18 protein-coding genes are annotated in these 16,443 nt (G+C 60.9%); 12 read left to right on the top strand and 6 right to left on the bottom strand.

Translation table 11 applies throughout. The annotated features are described in order from the left end of the window. Positions 1–37: 37 nt before the first annotated feature. The 9 genes from lgt to G3T16_RS08695 all read left to right on the top strand — a co-directional run bounded on the left by lgt (position 38) and on the right by G3T16_RS08695 (position 7,528). Positions 38–898 carry a prolipoprotein diacylglyceryl transferase gene (gene lgt / locus G3T16_RS08735; protein WP_163497030.1) on the top strand — a complete coding sequence of 287 codons (861 nt, stop codon included), beginning with the start codon at positions 38–40 and terminating at the stop codon, positions 896–898. Further along, positions 840–1,673, top strand: coding sequence for a thymidylate synthase (locus G3T16_RS08730; protein WP_163494719.1), 834 nt, complete (start codon positions 840–842; stop codon positions 1,671–1,673). Before lgt ends, G3T16_RS08730 begins: the two co-directional genes overlap by 59 nt. A 10-nt stretch (positions 1,674–1,683) precedes the next feature. After that, on the top strand, positions 1,684–2,190 hold the full coding sequence (locus G3T16_RS08725; RefSeq protein ID WP_163494718.1) for a dihydrofolate reductase: 507 nt from the start codon (positions 1,684–1,686) through the stop codon (positions 2,188–2,190). A 244-nt stretch (positions 2,191–2,434) separates the two neighbouring features. Beyond that, positions 2,435–3,220 carry a DUF3450 domain-containing protein gene (locus G3T16_RS08720; RefSeq protein ID WP_163494717.1) on the top strand — a complete coding sequence of 262 codons (786 nt, stop codon included), beginning with the start codon at positions 2,435–2,437 and terminating at the stop codon, positions 3,218–3,220. Next, entirely contained in the window at positions 3,221–4,615 is a 1,395-nt protein-coding gene (locus G3T16_RS08715) for a MotA/TolQ/ExbB proton channel family protein (protein WP_163494716.1), read from the top strand. A gap of 1 nt (position 4,616) precedes the next feature. Beyond that, complete coding sequence (locus tag G3T16_RS08710; RefSeq protein ID WP_163494715.1) at positions 4,617–5,144, top strand: MotA/TolQ/ExbB proton channel family protein; 528 nt, start codon at positions 4,617–4,619, stop codon at positions 5,142–5,144. Positions 5,145–5,157: 13 nt separating this feature from the next. After that, the gene (locus G3T16_RS08705; protein ID WP_163494714.1) at positions 5,158–5,562 is read left to right on the top strand and encodes an ExbD/TolR family protein; all 405 of its coding nucleotides are present in this window, start codon (positions 5,158–5,160) and stop codon (positions 5,560–5,562) included. Positions 5,563–5,568: 6 nt separating this feature from the next. Next, positions 5,569–6,177 carry an energy transducer TonB gene (locus tag G3T16_RS08700; RefSeq protein ID WP_163494712.1) on the top strand — a complete coding sequence of 203 codons (609 nt, stop codon included), beginning with the start codon at positions 5,569–5,571 and terminating at the stop codon, positions 6,175–6,177. Between the two features lie 10 nt (positions 6,178–6,187). Beyond that, positions 6,188–7,528 (top strand): tetratricopeptide repeat protein, encoded by a 1,341-nt coding sequence (locus G3T16_RS08695; RefSeq protein WP_332102879.1) that lies wholly within the window; start codon positions 6,188–6,190, stop codon positions 7,526–7,528. Between the two features lie 178 nt (positions 7,529–7,706). Here the strand turns inward: G3T16_RS08695 and G3T16_RS08690 are convergent, their stop codons facing one another. The 3 genes from G3T16_RS08690 to pyk all read right to left on the bottom strand — a co-directional run bounded on the left by G3T16_RS08690 (position 7,707) and on the right by pyk (position 10,564). Further along, positions 7,707–7,913 carry a cold-shock protein gene (locus G3T16_RS08690; RefSeq protein WP_163494710.1) on the bottom strand — a complete coding sequence of 69 codons (207 nt, stop codon included), beginning with the start codon at positions 7,911–7,913 and terminating at the stop codon, positions 7,707–7,709. 210 nt (positions 7,914–8,123) lie between these two features. Further along, positions 8,124–9,119 carry a glucokinase gene (gene glk / locus G3T16_RS08685; RefSeq protein ID WP_163494709.1) on the bottom strand — a complete coding sequence of 332 codons (996 nt, stop codon included), beginning with the start codon at positions 9,117–9,119 and terminating at the stop codon, positions 8,124–8,126. Further along, positions 9,116–10,564: a pyruvate kinase gene (gene pyk, locus G3T16_RS08680; protein ID WP_163494707.1), complete on the bottom strand. Its 1,449-nt coding sequence runs from the start codon at positions 10,562–10,564 to the stop codon at positions 9,116–9,118. Before pyk ends, glk begins: the two co-directional genes overlap by 4 nt. Before the next feature lie 213 nt (positions 10,565–10,777). On the opposite strand from pyk, the gene chrA reads away from it, so the two are divergent. After that, positions 10,778–11,977 carry a chromate efflux transporter gene (gene chrA / locus G3T16_RS08675; protein WP_163494706.1) on the top strand — a complete coding sequence of 400 codons (1,200 nt, stop codon included), beginning with the start codon at positions 10,778–10,780 and terminating at the stop codon, positions 11,975–11,977. Positions 11,978–12,004: 27 nt separating this feature from the next. On the opposite strand, the gene G3T16_RS22440 is transcribed toward chrA, so the two are convergent. Together G3T16_RS22440 and G3T16_RS22435 are read right to left on the bottom strand one after the other, a co-directional pair. After that, on the bottom strand, positions 12,005–12,487 hold the full coding sequence (locus tag G3T16_RS22440) for a glycerophosphodiester phosphodiesterase family protein (protein WP_269473277.1): 483 nt from the start codon (positions 12,485–12,487) through the stop codon (positions 12,005–12,007). Continuing rightward, positions 12,376–13,008 carry a glycerophosphodiester phosphodiesterase family protein gene (locus G3T16_RS22435; RefSeq protein ID WP_269473276.1) on the bottom strand — a complete coding sequence of 211 codons (633 nt, stop codon included), beginning with the start codon at positions 13,006–13,008 and terminating at the stop codon, positions 12,376–12,378. Before G3T16_RS22435 ends, G3T16_RS22440 begins: the two co-directional genes overlap by 112 nt. A gap of 711 nt (positions 13,009–13,719) precedes the next feature. On the opposite strand from G3T16_RS22435, the gene G3T16_RS08665 reads away from it, so the two are divergent. Continuing rightward, positions 13,720–14,067: a hypothetical protein gene (locus G3T16_RS08665; RefSeq protein WP_163494704.1), complete on the top strand. Its 348-nt coding sequence runs from the start codon at positions 13,720–13,722 to the stop codon at positions 14,065–14,067. Between the two features lie 52 nt (positions 14,068–14,119). Here the strand turns inward: G3T16_RS08665 and G3T16_RS08660 are convergent, their stop codons facing one another. Beyond that, entirely contained in the window at positions 14,120–14,776 is a 657-nt protein-coding gene (locus G3T16_RS08660; protein WP_163494702.1) for a TetR/AcrR family transcriptional regulator, read from the bottom strand. A 117-nt stretch (positions 14,777–14,893) separates the two neighbouring features. Here G3T16_RS08660 and G3T16_RS08655 point away from each other — a divergent pair, with 117 nt between their 5' ends. Then, complete coding sequence (locus tag G3T16_RS08655; protein ID WP_163494700.1) at positions 14,894–16,369, top strand: sodium:solute symporter family transporter; 1,476 nt, start codon at positions 14,894–14,896, stop codon at positions 16,367–16,369. Positions 16,370–16,443: the final 74 nt, after the last annotated feature.

Raw genomic sequence — 16,443 nt, 5'->3', positions numbered from 1 at the left:
CACCAGCGCCGCCCCGGCCCAGCCACAGACCGATACTATGCTGCGTTATCCCGATATTGACCCCGTTGCTTTTTCGCTGGGCCCTGTCCAGGTCCACTGGTACGGACTCGCCTATCTGGCCGGACTGGCCTTCGCCTGGTGGCTGGGCGTACGTCGCTGTGCCCGCCCGGACGTCCCCGTGCGCCGTGAACAGGTGGACGATCTCATCTTCTACAGTGCGCTGGGCGTGGTATTGGGTGGCAGGATGGGCTATGCCCTGTTCTATGGCGGTGAACGCCTGGCTGAAGATCCGCTGTGGTTGCTGCGGGTATGGCAGGGAGGCATGTCCTTCCACGGCGGTCTGATCGGTGTGATCGTCGCGATGTACTGGTTTTCCCGCAGCCGGAATCTGCCGTTTGGCGGAGTGCTGGATCTGGCGGCGCTGATGACCCCGATGGGGCTGGCGCTGGGGCGGCTGGGCAATTTCATCGGCCAGGAGCTGTGGGGGCGGCCCACGGACGTACCCTGGGCGATGGTGTTCCCGGCGGATCCGCTGCAGTTGGCCAGGCACCCGTCCCAGCTCTACCAGTTCGCGCTGGAGGGGGTGTTGTTGTTCCTGATCCTGTTGTGGTTCAGTGCCAGGCCGCGCCCCACCTGGGCGCTGGCCGGGCTGTTCTGCGCCGGCTATGGCTGCCTGCGCTTTATCGCCGAATTTTTCCGGGAACCGGATGCCCACATCGGTTTCCACGCCTTTGGCTGGCTCACCAGGGGCCAGTTGCTGTGCCTGCCGATGATCGCGCTGGGCCTGTTCCTGATGGTGTGGGCCTACCGCAGACAGCCTGCGGCCGGGGGGTGTCAAAATGAGACAGTATCTGGATCTGCTGCAGGACATACTCGCCAACGGCGCGCCCAAGGCTGATCGCACCGGCACCGGCACCCTGTCCGTGTTCGGCCGCCAGTTCCGCCACGACCTGGCCGATGGCTTCCCGCTGCTGACAACCAAGAAACTGCATCTGAAGAGCATTATCAACGAGTTGATCTGGTTCTTGAGCGGCGACACCAATATTGGCTGGCTGAAGCGGAACGGAGTCAGTATCTGGGATGAATGGGCCACCGAGAGCGGTGACCTGGGACCCATCTACGGCGCCCAATGGACGGCCTGGCCCACTCGCGACGGCGGCAGCGTCAACCAGATCGATTATGTCATCGACTGCCTGCGCAACAACCCGGACAGTCGCCGCATTCTGTTTCACGGCTGGAATGTGGAGTTCCTGCCGGACGAAAAAATCAGCCCCCAGGACAACGTGCGGGCCGGCCGGATGGCGCTGCCACCCTGCCACTTGCTGTATCAGTTCTATGTTGCCAATGGCCGGCTGTCGGCCCAGTTGCTGATCCGTTCCAGCGATTCCTTCCTCGGTCTGCCCTACAATACCGCGAGCGTGGCGGTTCTGACCCTGATGCTGGCACAGCAATGCGACCTGGAGCCCGGCGAAATCATTATCTGTACCGGCGATTCCCATATCTACAGCAACCATTTGCGGCAGGTTCGGGAGCAGTTGAGCCGCAGCCCCGGACCGCTACCACGGCTGGAAATCCTGCGCCGTCCGCCGAGCATCTATGATTACCGGTTCGAGGATTTCAGCCTGCTGGGCTACGACCCCTGGCCGGCCATTGCCGCGCCCGTCGCGGTCTAGGGCCGCGGTGATGGAGCTGGCAATAATGGTGGCCGTAGCGGCCAACGGCGTCATCGGGCGCGACAACGGCCTGCCCTGGCATCTGCCCGAGGATCTGCGCTACTTCAAGCGCGTTACGCTGGGCAAGCCTGTGATCATGGGGCGCAGGACCTTCGAGTCCATTGGCAGACCCCTGCCGGGGCGCAGCAATATCGTGGTGTCGCGGGATCGGGAGTTTGCCCCTGCCGGAGTCGCCGTGGTGGATTCCATCGCAGCGGCGCTGGCGCTGGCAGAGCAATTGGCGCACAATGGGGAGGTAGTGGTGATAGGCGGCGCCGCGATCTACCGGGAAGTCTTGCCGCTGGCGCAGCGGCTCTACGTTACCGAAGTGCACGCAAGCGTGGATGGAGATACCCGGCTGCCGCCCGTAGACTGGGCCAAATGGCGGGAACTGCGCCGCGAAGAGCATGGTGCAGAATCACCAAACCCGTTCAATTATGCCTTCGTGGTCTATGAGCGCACCGATTCGGGAAGTTGATTGATTTGCGATGGATAAGTGTTACCTTGATTCGGTGATACGGGAAGTTTGTGTAACCTATTGACACGTATTCAAGAAATACACAGACTGCTGTTGCCCATTGATTGAAAATGCCGCGGTTCTGGGTTTAAATTCCAGCCCTCGGTTTACCGACTCAAAAAATTCCACTACTTACATACGTTGTACCGAGTCACGCTGTCTCAGCTTTGAATCACTCTGTTGGAAAATAGGAAGCCCAATTCCCATGACTATGCATCGATTGAAGAACGTATTGATCGCTGCACTGGTATCTGTCGGTGCCCTTCTGGGTACGGCGGTTGCGGTGCAAGCCAATACCCTGGACTCCATCCTGGAGGTCGGGGAAGCCAAGAACCAGGCCGCCCGCGAATCACAGGCCAAGATTGACCGGCTCGCGGACGAGACCCGCGACCTGTTGACCGATTACAAGAGCGTGATGAAGCAGGTCGACGGCCTCAAGGTCTACAACAACCGCCTGCAGCGCCAGATCGACAACCAGGAAAAGCGGATCACGGATATCGACGAGTCGATCGAGCAGGTCACTGTTATCCAGCGCCAGATGACACCACTGGTCATACGGATGATCGACGGACTGGAGCAGTTTGTTGAGCTGGACGTGCCCTTCCACATGGAAGAGCGTCGCCGGCGCATCGAATTCCTGCGCGCCAACCTGGACCGGGACGATGTCACCGTCGCGGAGAAATTCCGCCAGGTGCTGGAAGCCTACAAGATCGAGACTGAATACGGCCGCAAGCTCGATGCCTATAAAGGCAGCGTGGACATCGATGGCCAGGACCGGGATGTCAATTTCCTGCGTATCGGCCGCATCGCACTGGTCTACCAGACCACTGATACCGAACTGTCGGGCGCCTGGGACCAGGACAGCCGTTCCTGGGTCGCGCTGGACAAAGGCGAGTACCGAAACGCCATCATGAAGGGCTTGCGGATCGCGCGCAACGAAGCTTCGATTGATCTGATGAACCTGCCTGTACCGGCGCCGGAGGCTAAGTAAATGAGTATGAAATGTGTAAAGGCCGCGGCATTTGCCCTATGTGGTTCATTGGCGCTCGCAACCGGGTCGACGGTGGCGCAAGAGGCGCAATCACTGGACCAGCTGCTGGATTTCGTCAGGCAGGGTCAGACCACTGAAGCGCGGGAAAACCGCGAGCGTGAGCAGCGCTTCGCCGCTGCCAAGGCCGAACAGGCCAACATGCTGCAAGAGGCGGAGGCCGAGCGCACCCGCCAGGAAAACCTGTCCTCGGAGCTGGAGGCCACCTTCGAAGAGAACGACCTGCTGATCACGCAGAAGCAGGAGGCGCTACGCGAGCGGCTGGGTACGCTCGCAGAGCTGTTCGGGCACCTGACCTCCACCGCCGGTGACCTGTCCTCCAATCTGGAGTTCTCGCTGACCAGCGCAGAATTCCCGGATCGTCAAGAGTTTCTTGACAACCTGATTAAGAAAATGAGCGGCAGCGAGCGCCTGCCCAGCATCGAGGAAATCGAGCGGGTCTGGTTCGAATTGCAGCGTGAGATGACCGAGTCCGGCAAGGTGGTCGCCTTCAATGCCGAAGTGGCCAAGCCCACTGGCGACAAGGTCGAGCAGCGTGTGGTTCGCGTCGGCGTCTTCAATGTCGTGTCCGAAGACGGCAGGTATCTCCAGTACGTTCCCAACAAGGGTACGCTGGAAGAGCTGGCCCGCCAGCCATCCGGCCCCTATCTCGGCTGGGCGAAGGAACTCGTCGCTGCCACCGGCGAAGACGGCATGAAAAAGTTTGGCGTCGATCCCACCGGTCCCACCGGCGGTTCCTACCTGGCCGCGCTGATCAACAGCCCGGATCTCGAGGAGCGCTGGCACCAGGGTGGCTACATCGGCTACGCGATCACCGCAGTCGGTGCCTTTGCCTTCCTGTTGGCTATCTGGCGCCTGATTGTGCTGACAAGCGTGAGCTCGAAGGTGAACAGCCAGCTCAAGAGCGACAGGGCCAATACCAATAATCCTCTGGGTCGGGTACTGAAAGTACACGAAGACAATCCCAGCATGGACACCGAAACCCTGGAGCTGAAACTCTCCGAGGCCATCCTGAAGGAAACTCCCAGGCTGGAAAGCGGTCTTACCCTGTTGAAAATTATCTCTGCAGTGGCCCCGCTAATGGGTCTGCTGGGTACGGTGACCGGTATGATCGTAACCTTCCAGGCGATTACCATTTTCGGTGCGGGCGATCCCAAGGCCATGGCGGGCGGTATTTCCGGCGCCCTGGTGACCACAGTACTGGGTCTGCTGGTAGCGATCCCGACAGTGCTGCTGCACACCATTGTGAATGGCCGCGCCCAGCGCATCATCCACCTGTTGAACGAGCAGACCACGGGTATTATCGCCGAGCACACTGAAGGTAACCTGAGGAAGTAATATGTACTGGTTCGATAGCGCTTATGAGGCCGTTGCCCGCTTCATGGACATGGGCGGCAACGTACTCTGGCTGATCGCAATCCTGCTGTTCTTCATGTGGATGCTGATTTTCGAACGGGTCTGGTACTTCAAGGCGGGTTGGAAGAATGATGCCGCGCACGCGATTTCCACCTGGGAGGGGCGCTCCGAGCGCCGTTCCTGGGAGGCCCACCAGATCCGCGAGAAGCTGATCTCGGAAGCGAGACAGAAGATCAACCAGTATCTTCCCGTCATCAAGACCATGGTGGCCTTGTGCCCGCTGTTGGGGCTGCTGGGGACCGTGACCGGGATGATCGAGGTGTTCAACATCATGGCGGTCACCGGTGGTGGCGATGCCAAGTCGATGGCCGGTGGGGTATCGCGGGCCACAATCCCGACAATGGCCGGCATGGTCGCCGCCCTGTCGGGCGTGTTTGCCAACACCTACGTCACCCGGGTCGCCACGCGCGAAAGCGAGTTCCTGGTTGACAACCTGACAACAGATCACTGAGAGAGCTATTTCAATGCGCAGGAATAATCGAGCAGCTGCGGAAGATGAAGCCCAGATCGACCTGACGCCCATGCTGGACGTCGTGTTTATCATGCTGATCTTCTTCATCGTAACCGCCTCCTTTATCAAGGAGGCCGGTATTGAGGTCAATCGGCCCGAAGCCTCCACCTCCGAGCCGAAGGACAACGTCAACATTCTCGTGGCCATCAACGCCACCAACGAGATCTGGATGGACAAGCGCCGTATCGATGTGCGCGCGGTACGTGCCAATATCGAACGCCTGCACGCGGAAAACCCCAAGGGCGCGGTGGTTATCCAGGCGGATAACCAGTCAAACACCGAGACAGTAGCGGCGGTGCTGGACGCGGCCCGAGAGGCCGGCGTTTACGACGTGTCCCTGTCAACTGAAGATAAGTAAGCCATTATGAATCGCAATGTATTGAGGATGATGGTCGGGGCACTGCTGGCGATTCCCGTCGCCGGAGGCCTGTTCTTCATCATGCAGTACCTGATAGCGAGTGCTGATCCCGAGCTCGACGAGACGGATACCCGCAAGCTGGCCGACATTCACATGCCCGAGCGTGAAATCGACACCCAGGTCAAGGAGCAGAAACCGGACAAGGTCGAGGATCCGGACGAGCCGCCGCCGGACATGGACACTCCGGACGTCGACATGGACATGGAGATGGAGGTTGTCAACACTGCGCCGCGGGCCAGCGTTGATCTCAATGTGGGGGGCACCGGTATCGGCAGTGCTGACGGCGAATACCTGCCGATCGTGAAGGTGGCGCCGGTCTATCCGCGCCGGGCCCAGACGCGGGGCATCACCGGCTACTGTATTGTCGAGTATACCGTGACCCGCAACGGCTCGATACGGGATCCGCAGGCGGTGGATTGCCAGCCGTCGGGCGTGTTCGAAAGCGCATCGGTCAGGGCCGCGGAAAAGTTCAAGTACAAGCCCAGGGTGGTGGATGGCGAGCCGATTGAAGTGGCCGGCGTCCAGAACAAGTTCACCTATGAGCTGGAAGACTAGGAAGCGTGAGATGATGAGATTGTCCAATTCCGGCCCCTGGCTGCGTGCTGCGCTGCTGGCACTGCCGGTAACCGTCGCGCAGGTCGCCGTTACCCAGCTTCAATCCGATCTGGGGGCGCAGCCTTTCGCCAGTGCCTCTGCCCAGAAAGGCGAGGCGGATCAGCGCGAGACGCGGCGCACCCCGGCGCTGCGCAACCAGGTCTATGAAAAACTTTCCGAAGCCCAGACCGCCGCCGAAGAGGAAAACTTCGATGCCGCGGCCCGGGTGCTGGATGGCATGCTCAGCGCAGGTGGCAAGAACGAGCTCAACAGCTATGAGCTGGCCAATGTCTACAACCTGTATGCATTCATTCATTATTCCCGTGAGGATTATGCCAAGGCGCTGGAAGCCTACGAGAACGTGATCCGGCAGCCCGATATCCCGCTGGCAATGGAGATCAATACCAAATACACCGTTGCCCAGCTGCACTTTGTACAGGAAAACTGGCGCCGGGGTGTGGAAACACTGCTTGAATGGTTTGCGGTGTCCGACAATCCGCCCGCGAATGCCTATGTGCTGTTGGCCCAGGGCTACTACCAGCTGGATGATTATCCCAAGGCACTGAGCAATGTTGAAAAAGCCATCAACATGCACAAGGAAAAGGGCAAGATACCCAGTGAGCAGTGGTACAACCTGGCCCGCTTCCTGTACTTCGACAAGAACGATATTCCCAAGGCAGTGGCAACCCTCGAAGAATTGCTGACCCACTATCCCGACAAGCAGTACTGGGTGCAGCTGTCTCACATGTACGGTGAGCAGAAACGCGATGCCAAGCAATTGGCGGCGATGGAGACTGCCTACGTACAGGATCTGCTCGACAAGGGCACCGAGCAGGTGACGATGGCCTACCTGTACCTGAACGGCGAAGTCCCCTACAAGGCCGGCAAGGTCATGGACAAGGGATTGAAGAGCGATACGATAGAGGGCACGTCCAGGAATTACGAGATCCTGGGCAATGCCTGGCGGCAGGCGCAGGAAATCGATCGTGCCATCCCGGCGATGGAGCAGGCTGCCGCCAAATCCGAGGACGGAGAGCTGTACGCCCGGCTCGGCAATATCTATCTGGATGGGGATGAATACAAGAAGGCAATCGATGCCATCACCAAGGGGCTGCAGCGAGGCGGCGTGAAACGTCCCGATACCGCCCGCCTGGTGCTGGGCATGGCCTATTTCAACGACGAGCAGTATGCCAAGGCCCGTGAAGCGTTCAACGCTGCAGGCCGCGACGAGCGCTCCGCGCAGTATGCGAAACAGTGGATCAACTACATGGAGTCCGAGCTGGATCGGCAGAAGAAGCTGGAGGAGGGCTGACAGTCATTCTGCAGCTGCCGCCTCAGCGCACTTCGCGTTGATTGGCGGAGGGGTCATCCGAAAGCCCCGGCTCCCCTGGCAGCAATAACGTTCTGCCATGGAAGCTGCCACAAAAAAGGCTGGCACAAAAAAAGGAGCACCGCGGTGCTCCTTTTGCTATTCAGGTCAGGCTTTGGGCCTAGACCGGAATTACGTTTTCAGCCTGAGGTCCTTTCTGGCCGTTGGTCACGGTGAATTGTACTTTCTGCCCATCGGTGAGGGTTTTGAAGCCGTCGCCCTTGATGGCACTGAAATGCACAAATACATCGGGACCACCTTCGCGTTCGATGAAGCCGAATCCCTTGGTCTCGTTAAACCATTTAACGGTGCCGGTTTCTGTAGACATATGTATTACCTGTATAGCTTTGGAATGCCCGTCTGGGCCCCAGGAGGTTAATCATTATTTATGTTCAACGTACCGAGGAACTTGAGGGAACTTCGAACACGTGCATAAATACCACTGATTGCTCAGTGCTTAAAGTGTAGCACCGCTATTCTCGGCTGGGATCGCGACTGAAAGAAATATTTTAGGCAATTTTACGCCTTTGGGGGCGAATCAGGGCCGCAGCGCCCCAATCGCTGCCCCCGCGGGCGACGCATTCAATGGAATGTGGGCGGCGCCCAGCAGACCTGGCTGGGTGTGGGTGATCACGAAAACGGGAATGCTGGCCAGCTGTGCGCGCAACGGGTCGCGCTCAACGAAGCGCCGGTGAAAGTCACTGCACTGCAGGAGCGGCAGCAGCCGAGGCAGGATCCCGCCGGCCAGATAAAGGCCGCCGTAGCTGCCATTGGCGAGCACGAAATTACTGCAGGCGGCCCCCAGCAGGGCACAGAAGTATTCCAGCGCCCGGACACAGACAGGATCTGTGCCCTGCAACGCCCGCTGGGTAATCTCCGCGGCAGCCAACGATTCGGGAGTTGTACCACCCAGCGTTGCCAGTCCCCGGTACAGCCGTTGCAGTCCAGGTCCCGATACCAGCAGTTCCGCGTAGACCCGGGGATACTGTTGCAGCAGCAGGCTCCAGAGACGGGCTTCCTCAGGGCTTGCGGGCGCCAGATCCATGTAACCCGGTTCGCAGGCAATGGCCTGCCACTGCCGTGAACACCGCTGCAGCAGGGCACCTCCCAGGCCTGTGCCCGGACCCATGGTTGCCAGCCTGGAGCCGTTCGACCCGCCTCCGGGATGGAGCGTTACCCGATCCGCGGGAAGCAGGTGGGGCAGCGCGTGGGCAATCGCCTCGAAGTCGTTGATTGCCCGGAATTGGCCAAAACCGAAGCGGCCAGCCAGTTCCCGGCAGCTGAATGACCAGCTGACATTGCTCATGACCACCCGATCCCCGGCGGGCGGGGCGGCGACCGCGACACAGGCGGTTGCAGGGGCGGGCTCCCCGAGCGTGGCCAGCCAACTCGCCACGACTTCCTCGAAGCTGGCAAAATCGCTGTTTGGATAGCTGTGCAGGGCGTGCAGTTGCCCATCGGCTGGATCGAACAGGGCCAGGCGTGTATTGGTTCCTCCCACATCCGCCACCATGCGTGGCTTCTGCGTGATCATGCGACCGGCAGGATTTTCATGATGTTGGTGGCCCCGGATTGTCCCATCACCGCGCCCTTGGTCAGCAGCACCGCATCGCCCTTGCGCAACTGCCCCTCGTCACAAAGGAATTCGATAGCCGTCGCCTCGATGGAGTGTTGCTCAAACGCGCCTGCATCGAAGAACAGCGGCACCACGCCCCGGCACAGACACAACCGTTGCAGGGTTTCACTGCTGCCGGACAACGCGAAAATAGGCAGTCCCGAGCTGAGCCGGGACATCAGCAGCGGCGTGGTGCCCGACTCGGTCAGGCAGGCGATACCACGTACCTTGTTGTAGTGGTTGGCGGCATAGATCGCCGACATCGCGATGGCTTCCTGGGCGGATTCAAACTGCCGGTCCAGACGGTAGCGCGAGGTGCGCGCCACGGGATGGCGCTCGGCGCCCAGCGCAGCGTCGGCCATCGCCGCGACCACCTCAACCGGGTAGCTGCCGACAGCGGTTTCGGCCGACAGCATCACTGCATCGGTGCCGTCGAGTACTGCATTGGCGACGTCGAACACCTCGGCCCTTGTCGGCATCGCATTGTTGATCATCGATTCCATCATCTGGGTCGCGGTGATCACCACCCGGTCCATTTTGCGGGCACGGGAAATCAGGTGTTTTTGCAGCCCGATAAGCTCCGCATCCCCGACCTCCACTCCGAGGTCGCCGCGGGCTACCATGATGCCGAAGGAGGCGTCGATGATACCGTTCAAGGTGGCCTCGTTTGCAACCACCTCGGCCCGTTCAATCTTGGCGATGATGGCGGGTTGCAGCTGATGCTGCGCCAGCAACTCCCGGGTCTGCAGGATGTCCTCGGCGGTGGAGACAAAGGACACTGCGACGAAGTCCGGCCGGACACCGGTGAGACTGTCGATGTCGGCGATGTCCTTGGCGGTCAGCGCTGGCGCCGCCAGGCCGCCCCCAAGCCGGTTGATGCCCTTGCGCGAGCCCAGTTTGCCCCCGACCAGTACGGTGCAATCCACCGCCTCGGCTTCGACCTCGTCGACCCGTAGCCGCAACCGCCCATCGTCAAGCAGCAGCGTGTCGCCCCGATAGACACTGCGGGGCAGCGCGCGGTAATCCAGACCCACGCCGTGGGCATCGCCCTCACCCTCTCCCAGCGACAGATCCAGCCGGAAACGGTCGCCGCCTTCCAGATGTACCGCACCGTCCCGGAAGCTGCTGATACGTATCTTGGGTCCCTGCAAATCCGCCAGAATCCCTACGTAGCGGCCAGCCAGCGCTGCCTGCTTGCGGATCCGGCCCGCGACTACCGCGTGCTGGCCGGCCGAGCCGTGGCTGAAGTTCAGACGGAACACGTTGACGCCGGCACGAATCAGGCGGGCAATCACTTCGTCTGATTCGCTTGCCGGGCCGATGGTGGCAACAATTTTGGTGCGTCGATTGACTTTCGGTGTCACCTTGGGATCCTGTGGGAGTTGTGGCAGACAAATGGTGCGCACAGCTGCAGTTCCTTTTTCGCAGCAGTGCAAGGAGAAATGATGCACTGTTGTGGCAGGCGGTGCCAGTACTCCGCCGAAATCATCTTGAGGATTACCGGCATTGTCTGAAAAATGGGATGCCACCAACGCCGCATGGCGATGCCAATGGACGCTGCCGGGGAGCCACAGCCGATGAGCGATACGTCACGCCCTGCCGGGAACATCAGGGAAGTCTTCACTGCTTTTATGCTGCTCGGCCTGACTTCCTTCGGCGGTCCCATCGCCCACCTTGGCTATTTCCGCGTCGAATTCGTGGAACGGCGCCGCTGGCTCAGCGAACAGGCCTATGCCGACCTGGTGGCGTTGTGCCAGTTTCTTCCCGGCCCCGCCAGCAGTCAGGTGGGCTTTGCCCTGGGGCTGATGCGTGCCGGCCCCTGGGGTGCAGCGGCGGCCTGGACCGCCTTCACTCTGCCATCGGCCATATTGCTGCTGTTGTTCGCGCTGGGTGCCGCCGTGCTCGACGGCTTCGTCAGCCAGGGTATTATTCACGGCCTCAAGGTGGCGGCAGTAGCCATTGTGGCCCACGCCGTATGGGGCATGGCACGCAATCTCTGTCCCGACCGGCGGCGTGCCGGCATTGCCCTGGCCGCAGTGATTACCGTGGTGTTGGTCAGTGGCCCGCCGGGTCAGGTAGCGGCCATCGTGGTCGGAGCTCTGGCCGGCATGGCGCTGTGTCGGGTCCACCTCGAGCCCGAGGTACACGAACTGCCGCTGCCCGTCCCGGCTCGCACCGGCCACCTGGCGGGACTGGTCTTCGTGGTGCTGCTGGCCGGCCTGCCGCTGTTGGTCTGGATCAACCCCTCCGCCATCCTGGCACTCATGGATGCCTTCTATCGCGCCGGTGCGCTGGTGTTCGGCGGTGGACATGTGGTTCTACCGCTGCTTGAGGCCGAGGTGGTGCAGCCGGGCTGGGTCGGTGCGGACGAGTTCCTGGCCGGCTATGGTGCCGCCCAGGCCGTGCCGGGTCCGCTGTTCACCTTTGCCGCCTATCTGGGCGCGGTGATGTCGCCGCCTGGCGGCAGCCTGTTCGGTGCCGCCCTGGCGCTGGTGATGATTTTTCTGCCCGGGATGCTGTTGCTGGTGGCGGTACTGCCCCACTGGAACCGATTCCGCCGTTGGGACAGCGCGCAGGCACTGATGCGCGGCGCCAATGCTGCGGTAGTGGGCATCCTGGGCGCCGCGCTCTATCAGCCGGTCTGGACCAGCGCCATTCTCGGCCCCTACGAATTTGTCCTGGCGCTGACGGGATTTCTCCTGCTCAGCGTATGGAAACTGCCCGCCTGGGCTGTCGTGGTCGTCCTGGCCAGTGGCGGTGTGCTGATCACATCCTAGAATGTGGCAAAGAGAAAGGACATGATATTAGCGGTCGGGCTGCACCGGCTTGCGCTGCAGATAGTCGTGCACCAGATCGGGAAAGTCGGTAAACAATCCGTCCACACCGGCCTGTTGCACAAAAATGTCCAGCAGTTCCTCGAAGCTCGCCACCCCGATGGGCAGCAGGTCGCGCCTGAAGGTATAGGGGTGGACCTGCAGACCCCGCGCCTGGGCATCGGTCACCAGAGTGCTCAACTGTACACTGCCGTCCCTGTTTCGTCCCCGGTAGATCTGCATCAGCCAGGGGCCGATGCCGTCGGCATAGCTCGCAATCTCATCCAGGCCTGCCGGGGTCAGCAGATAGTCATAGTCCACCGCGCTGTCCTCGCCCCAGCTGTTGTCGGCGATCAGCTGGATCAGTGGCAACGGTGTCTGCAAGGTGTCGCGCAGATAGCGCAGGGCCTTGTCATCGAAACATTGCAGGAAGACCTGGTCGCTGCGCTCGGCGTAATCCTTTTCCTCCAGCACGGCGAGTATGCGACGGGCGATATCCTGGCCCTCCGCACGGTGGAAGTTGGGGCCTTCAGCTCGATATAGAGACCGGTGCGACGGCCGCGACTGTGATCCAGTCCCGCAATCAGGTCGATCTCCTCCGCCAGGGTCGGCACGGTCATCATGCCCGGACCGAGCGGGAAACGGTGGGGAAAAGCGGCCTCGCCAGCGGTCGCACCGGCACGGCGTTCATGCACCCGCAGCTGGCGGATTTCCTCCAGACTGAAATCAATCGCGTAGTAGCGGCCATCGTCCCGCGCCCGTGCCGGAAAGCGCCGGGCAACGTCGGTGGTAGTGTCCAGGTGGATGTCGTGCAGCACCAGGGGGACACCGTCACTGCTCAGGACGACATCCTGCTCGATATAGTCGGCCCCCATCGCATGGGCCATGGCTTTGGCCGCCAGGGTATGTTCGGGCAAATAGCCACTGGCGCCGCGGTGTGCGATCACGATAGGTGCCTGGGCGAGAGTGTTCATCGCGGCCAATGATAGCAGCACAACCAGACCCGCGGCGAGCCACCCCCTACTCCTGGCTTGCCCCCCGGATGTCTCTGGCGGCACTGAACGGGCAACATTCATGGCTGCGACCTCACTGACGGGCTGATTTTCGACTGCCCAGTATAGCCTCGCAATGTGACGGCTTTTATCGGTGATCACTTCGCTGCCGCTTGGTGTCCAAGCTTTCTGGTCGCTTGATGAGTCTGAGTTGGTGGTTCTTAAGCCGCCCCGAGCGACCAGGGGGAGGGTTCCGGGACGCGCCGTAAACCCGTCCGTGGGGGCTCGGTGGCGACATCCATGTCGCCAACGGTCCCGGAACCCTCCCCCTGGACACTCGGGGCTCCCTGCGTGCCAAGTCTAAGGGAGGCACTCCAATTCTCCGCCATAGGTGTGAGGTGTTTAGTGCATATAAGGTAGTCAGGTACAGGCTGCAGGGGCTTCCCCGGACCGTCGGCGGCCACGGACGGCCGCCGCCGAGCCTACATGGATGTACTTGCGGCGTGTCCGGGGAAGCCCCTGCAGCCTGTGCCGGACGGCAGTTCACTGCCCAACCAAATACCACTTGTCCGAAATCCAGGTAGACCCTTCCAACCTGTGCCGTACGACGGGAACAACACCAACAGCCTTTGAACAGGAGACGCAATGCACACAATTGACGCCAGATGTGCCCGCTGACTTGGCTTTGGCGTCGGCAGCTGCTAAAACTGCGGCATGGACAAGCCAAACGCCCGACAGGATCACCGTACGCCATCGCCGCCCTATGGGTATTCCCGCGAATGCCACTACAGCCGCGAACAGCAATTGCACATCGTGGCCGAGTTTCACGCCCACAAGATCCGCCCCAGCCGGATAGCCTACCGGGTGGGGATCGATATCGCCTTTATCGAAGCGCTGATTGCCGGTGAACTCGAGGCCGAGCGCTTCCCCCGCCTGGTGGCTCAGTATCGCAGCCAGCGCTACCGCCAGCGGATGCGCGAATCCACTGCGCACAAGGGGATCAGGCAGTACGAGCTGCAACAACGGATAGAGCGGGAGTTCCAGCGGGAAGTGGATCTCTAGTCCCGGTCTCAGGTGGCCCCGCGTATCGCGGCCCGGGATCGCCGGGTGGCTGTCAGCTCCTGCTGCGTTTGCCGCAGACCTTGCGAAAGCCGGCAGCGACGAAAGGAATCATGTGATCGTAGGCGGCTTCAAAATCCGCTGAGCGGCATTTGCCGCCCGACAGCTTGTCGATGCGACCGGTCTGGGCCAAGGTCAGGGTCAGTGCCCCGGACAGGTTGTGGTAGCACCAGTAGATATCCTCATCCCGTGCCTCCGGCAACGCTTGGCGCAGCGCGGCAATGAATTCTTCGACCAGGTGGTCGAACAGCTTTGACATCATCCGCGGGCCCCAGTACGGGGAATTGTTGATGTAGGCGATAAGCGCCAGATAGTGTTGCCAGCCCGGATCGCCGGTTTCCTGGGCCAGTTCTAGCGGCCGCAGAAACGCCTCCACAATCTGTTCCACGGATGGCCCCTTGCTGTTCGCGGCTGCCTGACAGGCCCTCAGGGCATCGAGCCGGGCGCTGTTGAGCAAGGCGGCGCGGCGCTCGAAAACGGCATTGAACAGATCGAGTTTCTTGCCGAAATGGTAGCTGGCCAGGGCTACATCGACTCCCGCTCCAGTGGCGATCTGGCGCAGCGTGACGCCATCATAGCCGTGCAGGGCGAACAGCTCTTCGGCGACATCGAGGATACGTTCTCTCTTGGTATGGGTACGTGTGTTGCTCATCCGCGGCGGCATCAGTGATGGAGCGGAAACGATAGCACAGATAAAATTTCAACGCTTGTTGAAATGGCGCCTGCAATTGTGGAGAATCATGGGCCGGCAAGCCAGGAGAGCGCCCCGATGAGTCCCGATCTGTTCAAGTACCTGCTAAGCGCTGCCTATGTGGCTCTGGTGTTCTGGCTGTCCTGGATCGGCATGCGCCGTACCCGCGACATCCGCGGCTTTTCGATTGGCAACAAGGACATGAGCCCCTATCTGATCGGTATTACTCTGGCCGCGTCCATCGCCTCCACGGCCACCTTTGTCATCAACCCGGGGTTTGTCTACAGCCACGGCCTGAGCGCCTACATCCACTACGGTCTGGCCGGCTCGCTGGGGATCCTGGCGGCCTTTCTGGTGCTGACCCGCGGCTTTCTCCGGCTCGGCGAGAGCAGCAGGGCGCTGACCATTCCCCAGTGGATCCTGTATCGCTACAACCACCGTGGCCTGAGCCTGTTTTTTGCGTTTATCAATCTGCTGTCCATCACTTTTGTAGTGCTGATCCTGGTGGGCTGCAGCCTGTTGCTGACCGGCCTGTTTCCGGTAGAACAGAAAACCGCGCTGGTGCTGGTGCTGGTGTTCGTGTTTGCGTATGTGCTGATGGGGGGCACCTATGCCCACGCCTATACCAATACCCTGCAGGGGCTGATGATGCTGGGCATCACGGTGATCCTGTTTGTCCAGGGATGGAAGTATTTCGACGGCGATCCACTGATGGCGCTGCGCACGATCAATGAAGACTACGGCGCTGCCTTCAACCGTGGCAGCGACCTGTACTTCGATTTTTTCTCGGTATTTGTCAGTGGCTTTGTGGTGACTTTTGCGCTGATGCTGCAGCCCCACATCCTGACCAAGGTGCTGTATCTGCGCAGCGAGCGGGATATCGGCAAGTTCATCGGCACGACGGTGGTGGTGGGAACCGTATTTACGCTGATGCTGATGATTGGTTTCTACGCCCGCCTGGCGGGACTGGAGGTGCCGGCCCAGGACACGGTGGTGCGCGAATACCTTCTGCATGAGTTTGGCAGCTCGGTCTGGGGAGAGTATGTGCTGGTGCTGATTTTCCTGACCCTGTTGGCGGCGGGCATGAGCACGCTCGACGGTATTCTGGTGTCGCTGTCGGCGATGGTGGTCAATGACATTGTACAGCCCTTGTTGGGGCCCACCGGCAACGGGCTGCTGTTGTCGCGGCTGGTGTTGGTGCTGGTGGGGCTGGTCGCGGTGGCGCTGGCGTGGAATCCGCCGCCGCTGATCGGTCTGTTTGCCCAGAAGGGAGTCTACGGTCTGGCGGCAGCGTCGATCGTGCCGATCCTGTTCGGGGTCCTGCTGCGGCGCCATATTCCGCTGTGGGTAGTGCTGGGGGCGGCCTTGCTGGGGCTGTTCGGCCACCTGGGCCTGAACCTCACTGGCCTGGTCAAGAACCCGGCAGTGTCGGCAAGTTACGCCATATTCCTGGCGCTGGGATTCGGCCTGTTGGGGCTGTTACTGACCCGCGGCTCGGTGGCCACCGCAAATATTCCTGCAGCGGCTCTTGACAATTCAACAGTTGTTGAATAACTTTGCCAAATAATTCAACAACTGTTGAAAAATGATCCCGGAGACGGGCTCAACCGGCCGCAGACATAATCAAT

Source organism: Kineobactrum salinum (assembly GCF_010669285.1).
Classification (GTDB): Bacteria; Pseudomonadota; Gammaproteobacteria; order Pseudomonadales; family Halieaceae; genus Kineobactrum; species Kineobactrum salinum.
This window is presented reverse-complemented; position numbering and strand designations above follow the sequence as displayed.

Coding starts and splice junctions, on each gene's coding strand:
- G3T16_RS08700 (WP_163494712.1), top strand. CDS start 5,569: ATGAATCGCAATGTATTGAGGATGATGGTCGGGGCACTGCTGGCGATT.
- G3T16_RS08730 (WP_163494719.1), top strand. CDS start 840: ATGAGACAGTATCTGGATCTGCTGCAGGACATACTCGCCAACGGCGCG.
- G3T16_RS08690 (WP_163494710.1), bottom strand. CDS start 7,913: ATGTCTACAGAAACCGGCACCGTTAAATGGTTTAACGAGACCAAGGGA.
- G3T16_RS08710 (WP_163494715.1), top strand. CDS start 4,617: ATGTACTGGTTCGATAGCGCTTATGAGGCCGTTGCCCGCTTCATGGAC.
- G3T16_RS08665 (WP_163494704.1), top strand. CDS start 13,720: ATGGACAAGCCAAACGCCCGACAGGATCACCGTACGCCATCGCCGCCC.
- glk (WP_163494709.1), bottom strand. CDS start 9,119: ATGATCACGCAGAAGCCACGCATGGTGGCGGATGTGGGAGGAACCAAT.
- G3T16_RS08725 (WP_163494718.1), top strand. CDS start 1,684: ATGGAGCTGGCAATAATGGTGGCCGTAGCGGCCAACGGCGTCATCGGG.
- lgt (WP_163497030.1), top strand. CDS start 38: ATGCTGCGTTATCCCGATATTGACCCCGTTGCTTTTTCGCTGGGCCCT.
- G3T16_RS08720 (WP_163494717.1), top strand. CDS start 2,435: ATGACTATGCATCGATTGAAGAACGTATTGATCGCTGCACTGGTATCT.
- G3T16_RS08660 (WP_163494702.1), bottom strand. CDS start 14,776: ATGAGCAACACACGTACCCATACCAAGAGAGAACGTATCCTCGATGTC.
- G3T16_RS08715 (WP_163494716.1), top strand. CDS start 3,221: ATGAGTATGAAATGTGTAAAGGCCGCGGCATTTGCCCTATGTGGTTCA.
- chrA (WP_163494706.1), top strand. CDS start 10,778: ATGAGCGATACGTCACGCCCTGCCGGGAACATCAGGGAAGTCTTCACT.
- G3T16_RS08705 (WP_163494714.1), top strand. CDS start 5,158: ATGCGCAGGAATAATCGAGCAGCTGCGGAAGATGAAGCCCAGATCGAC.
- G3T16_RS08655 (WP_163494700.1), top strand. CDS start 14,894: ATGAGTCCCGATCTGTTCAAGTACCTGCTAAGCGCTGCCTATGTGGCT.
- G3T16_RS08695 (WP_332102879.1), top strand. CDS start 6,188: ATGATGAGATTGTCCAATTCCGGCCCCTGGCTGCGTGCTGCGCTGCTG.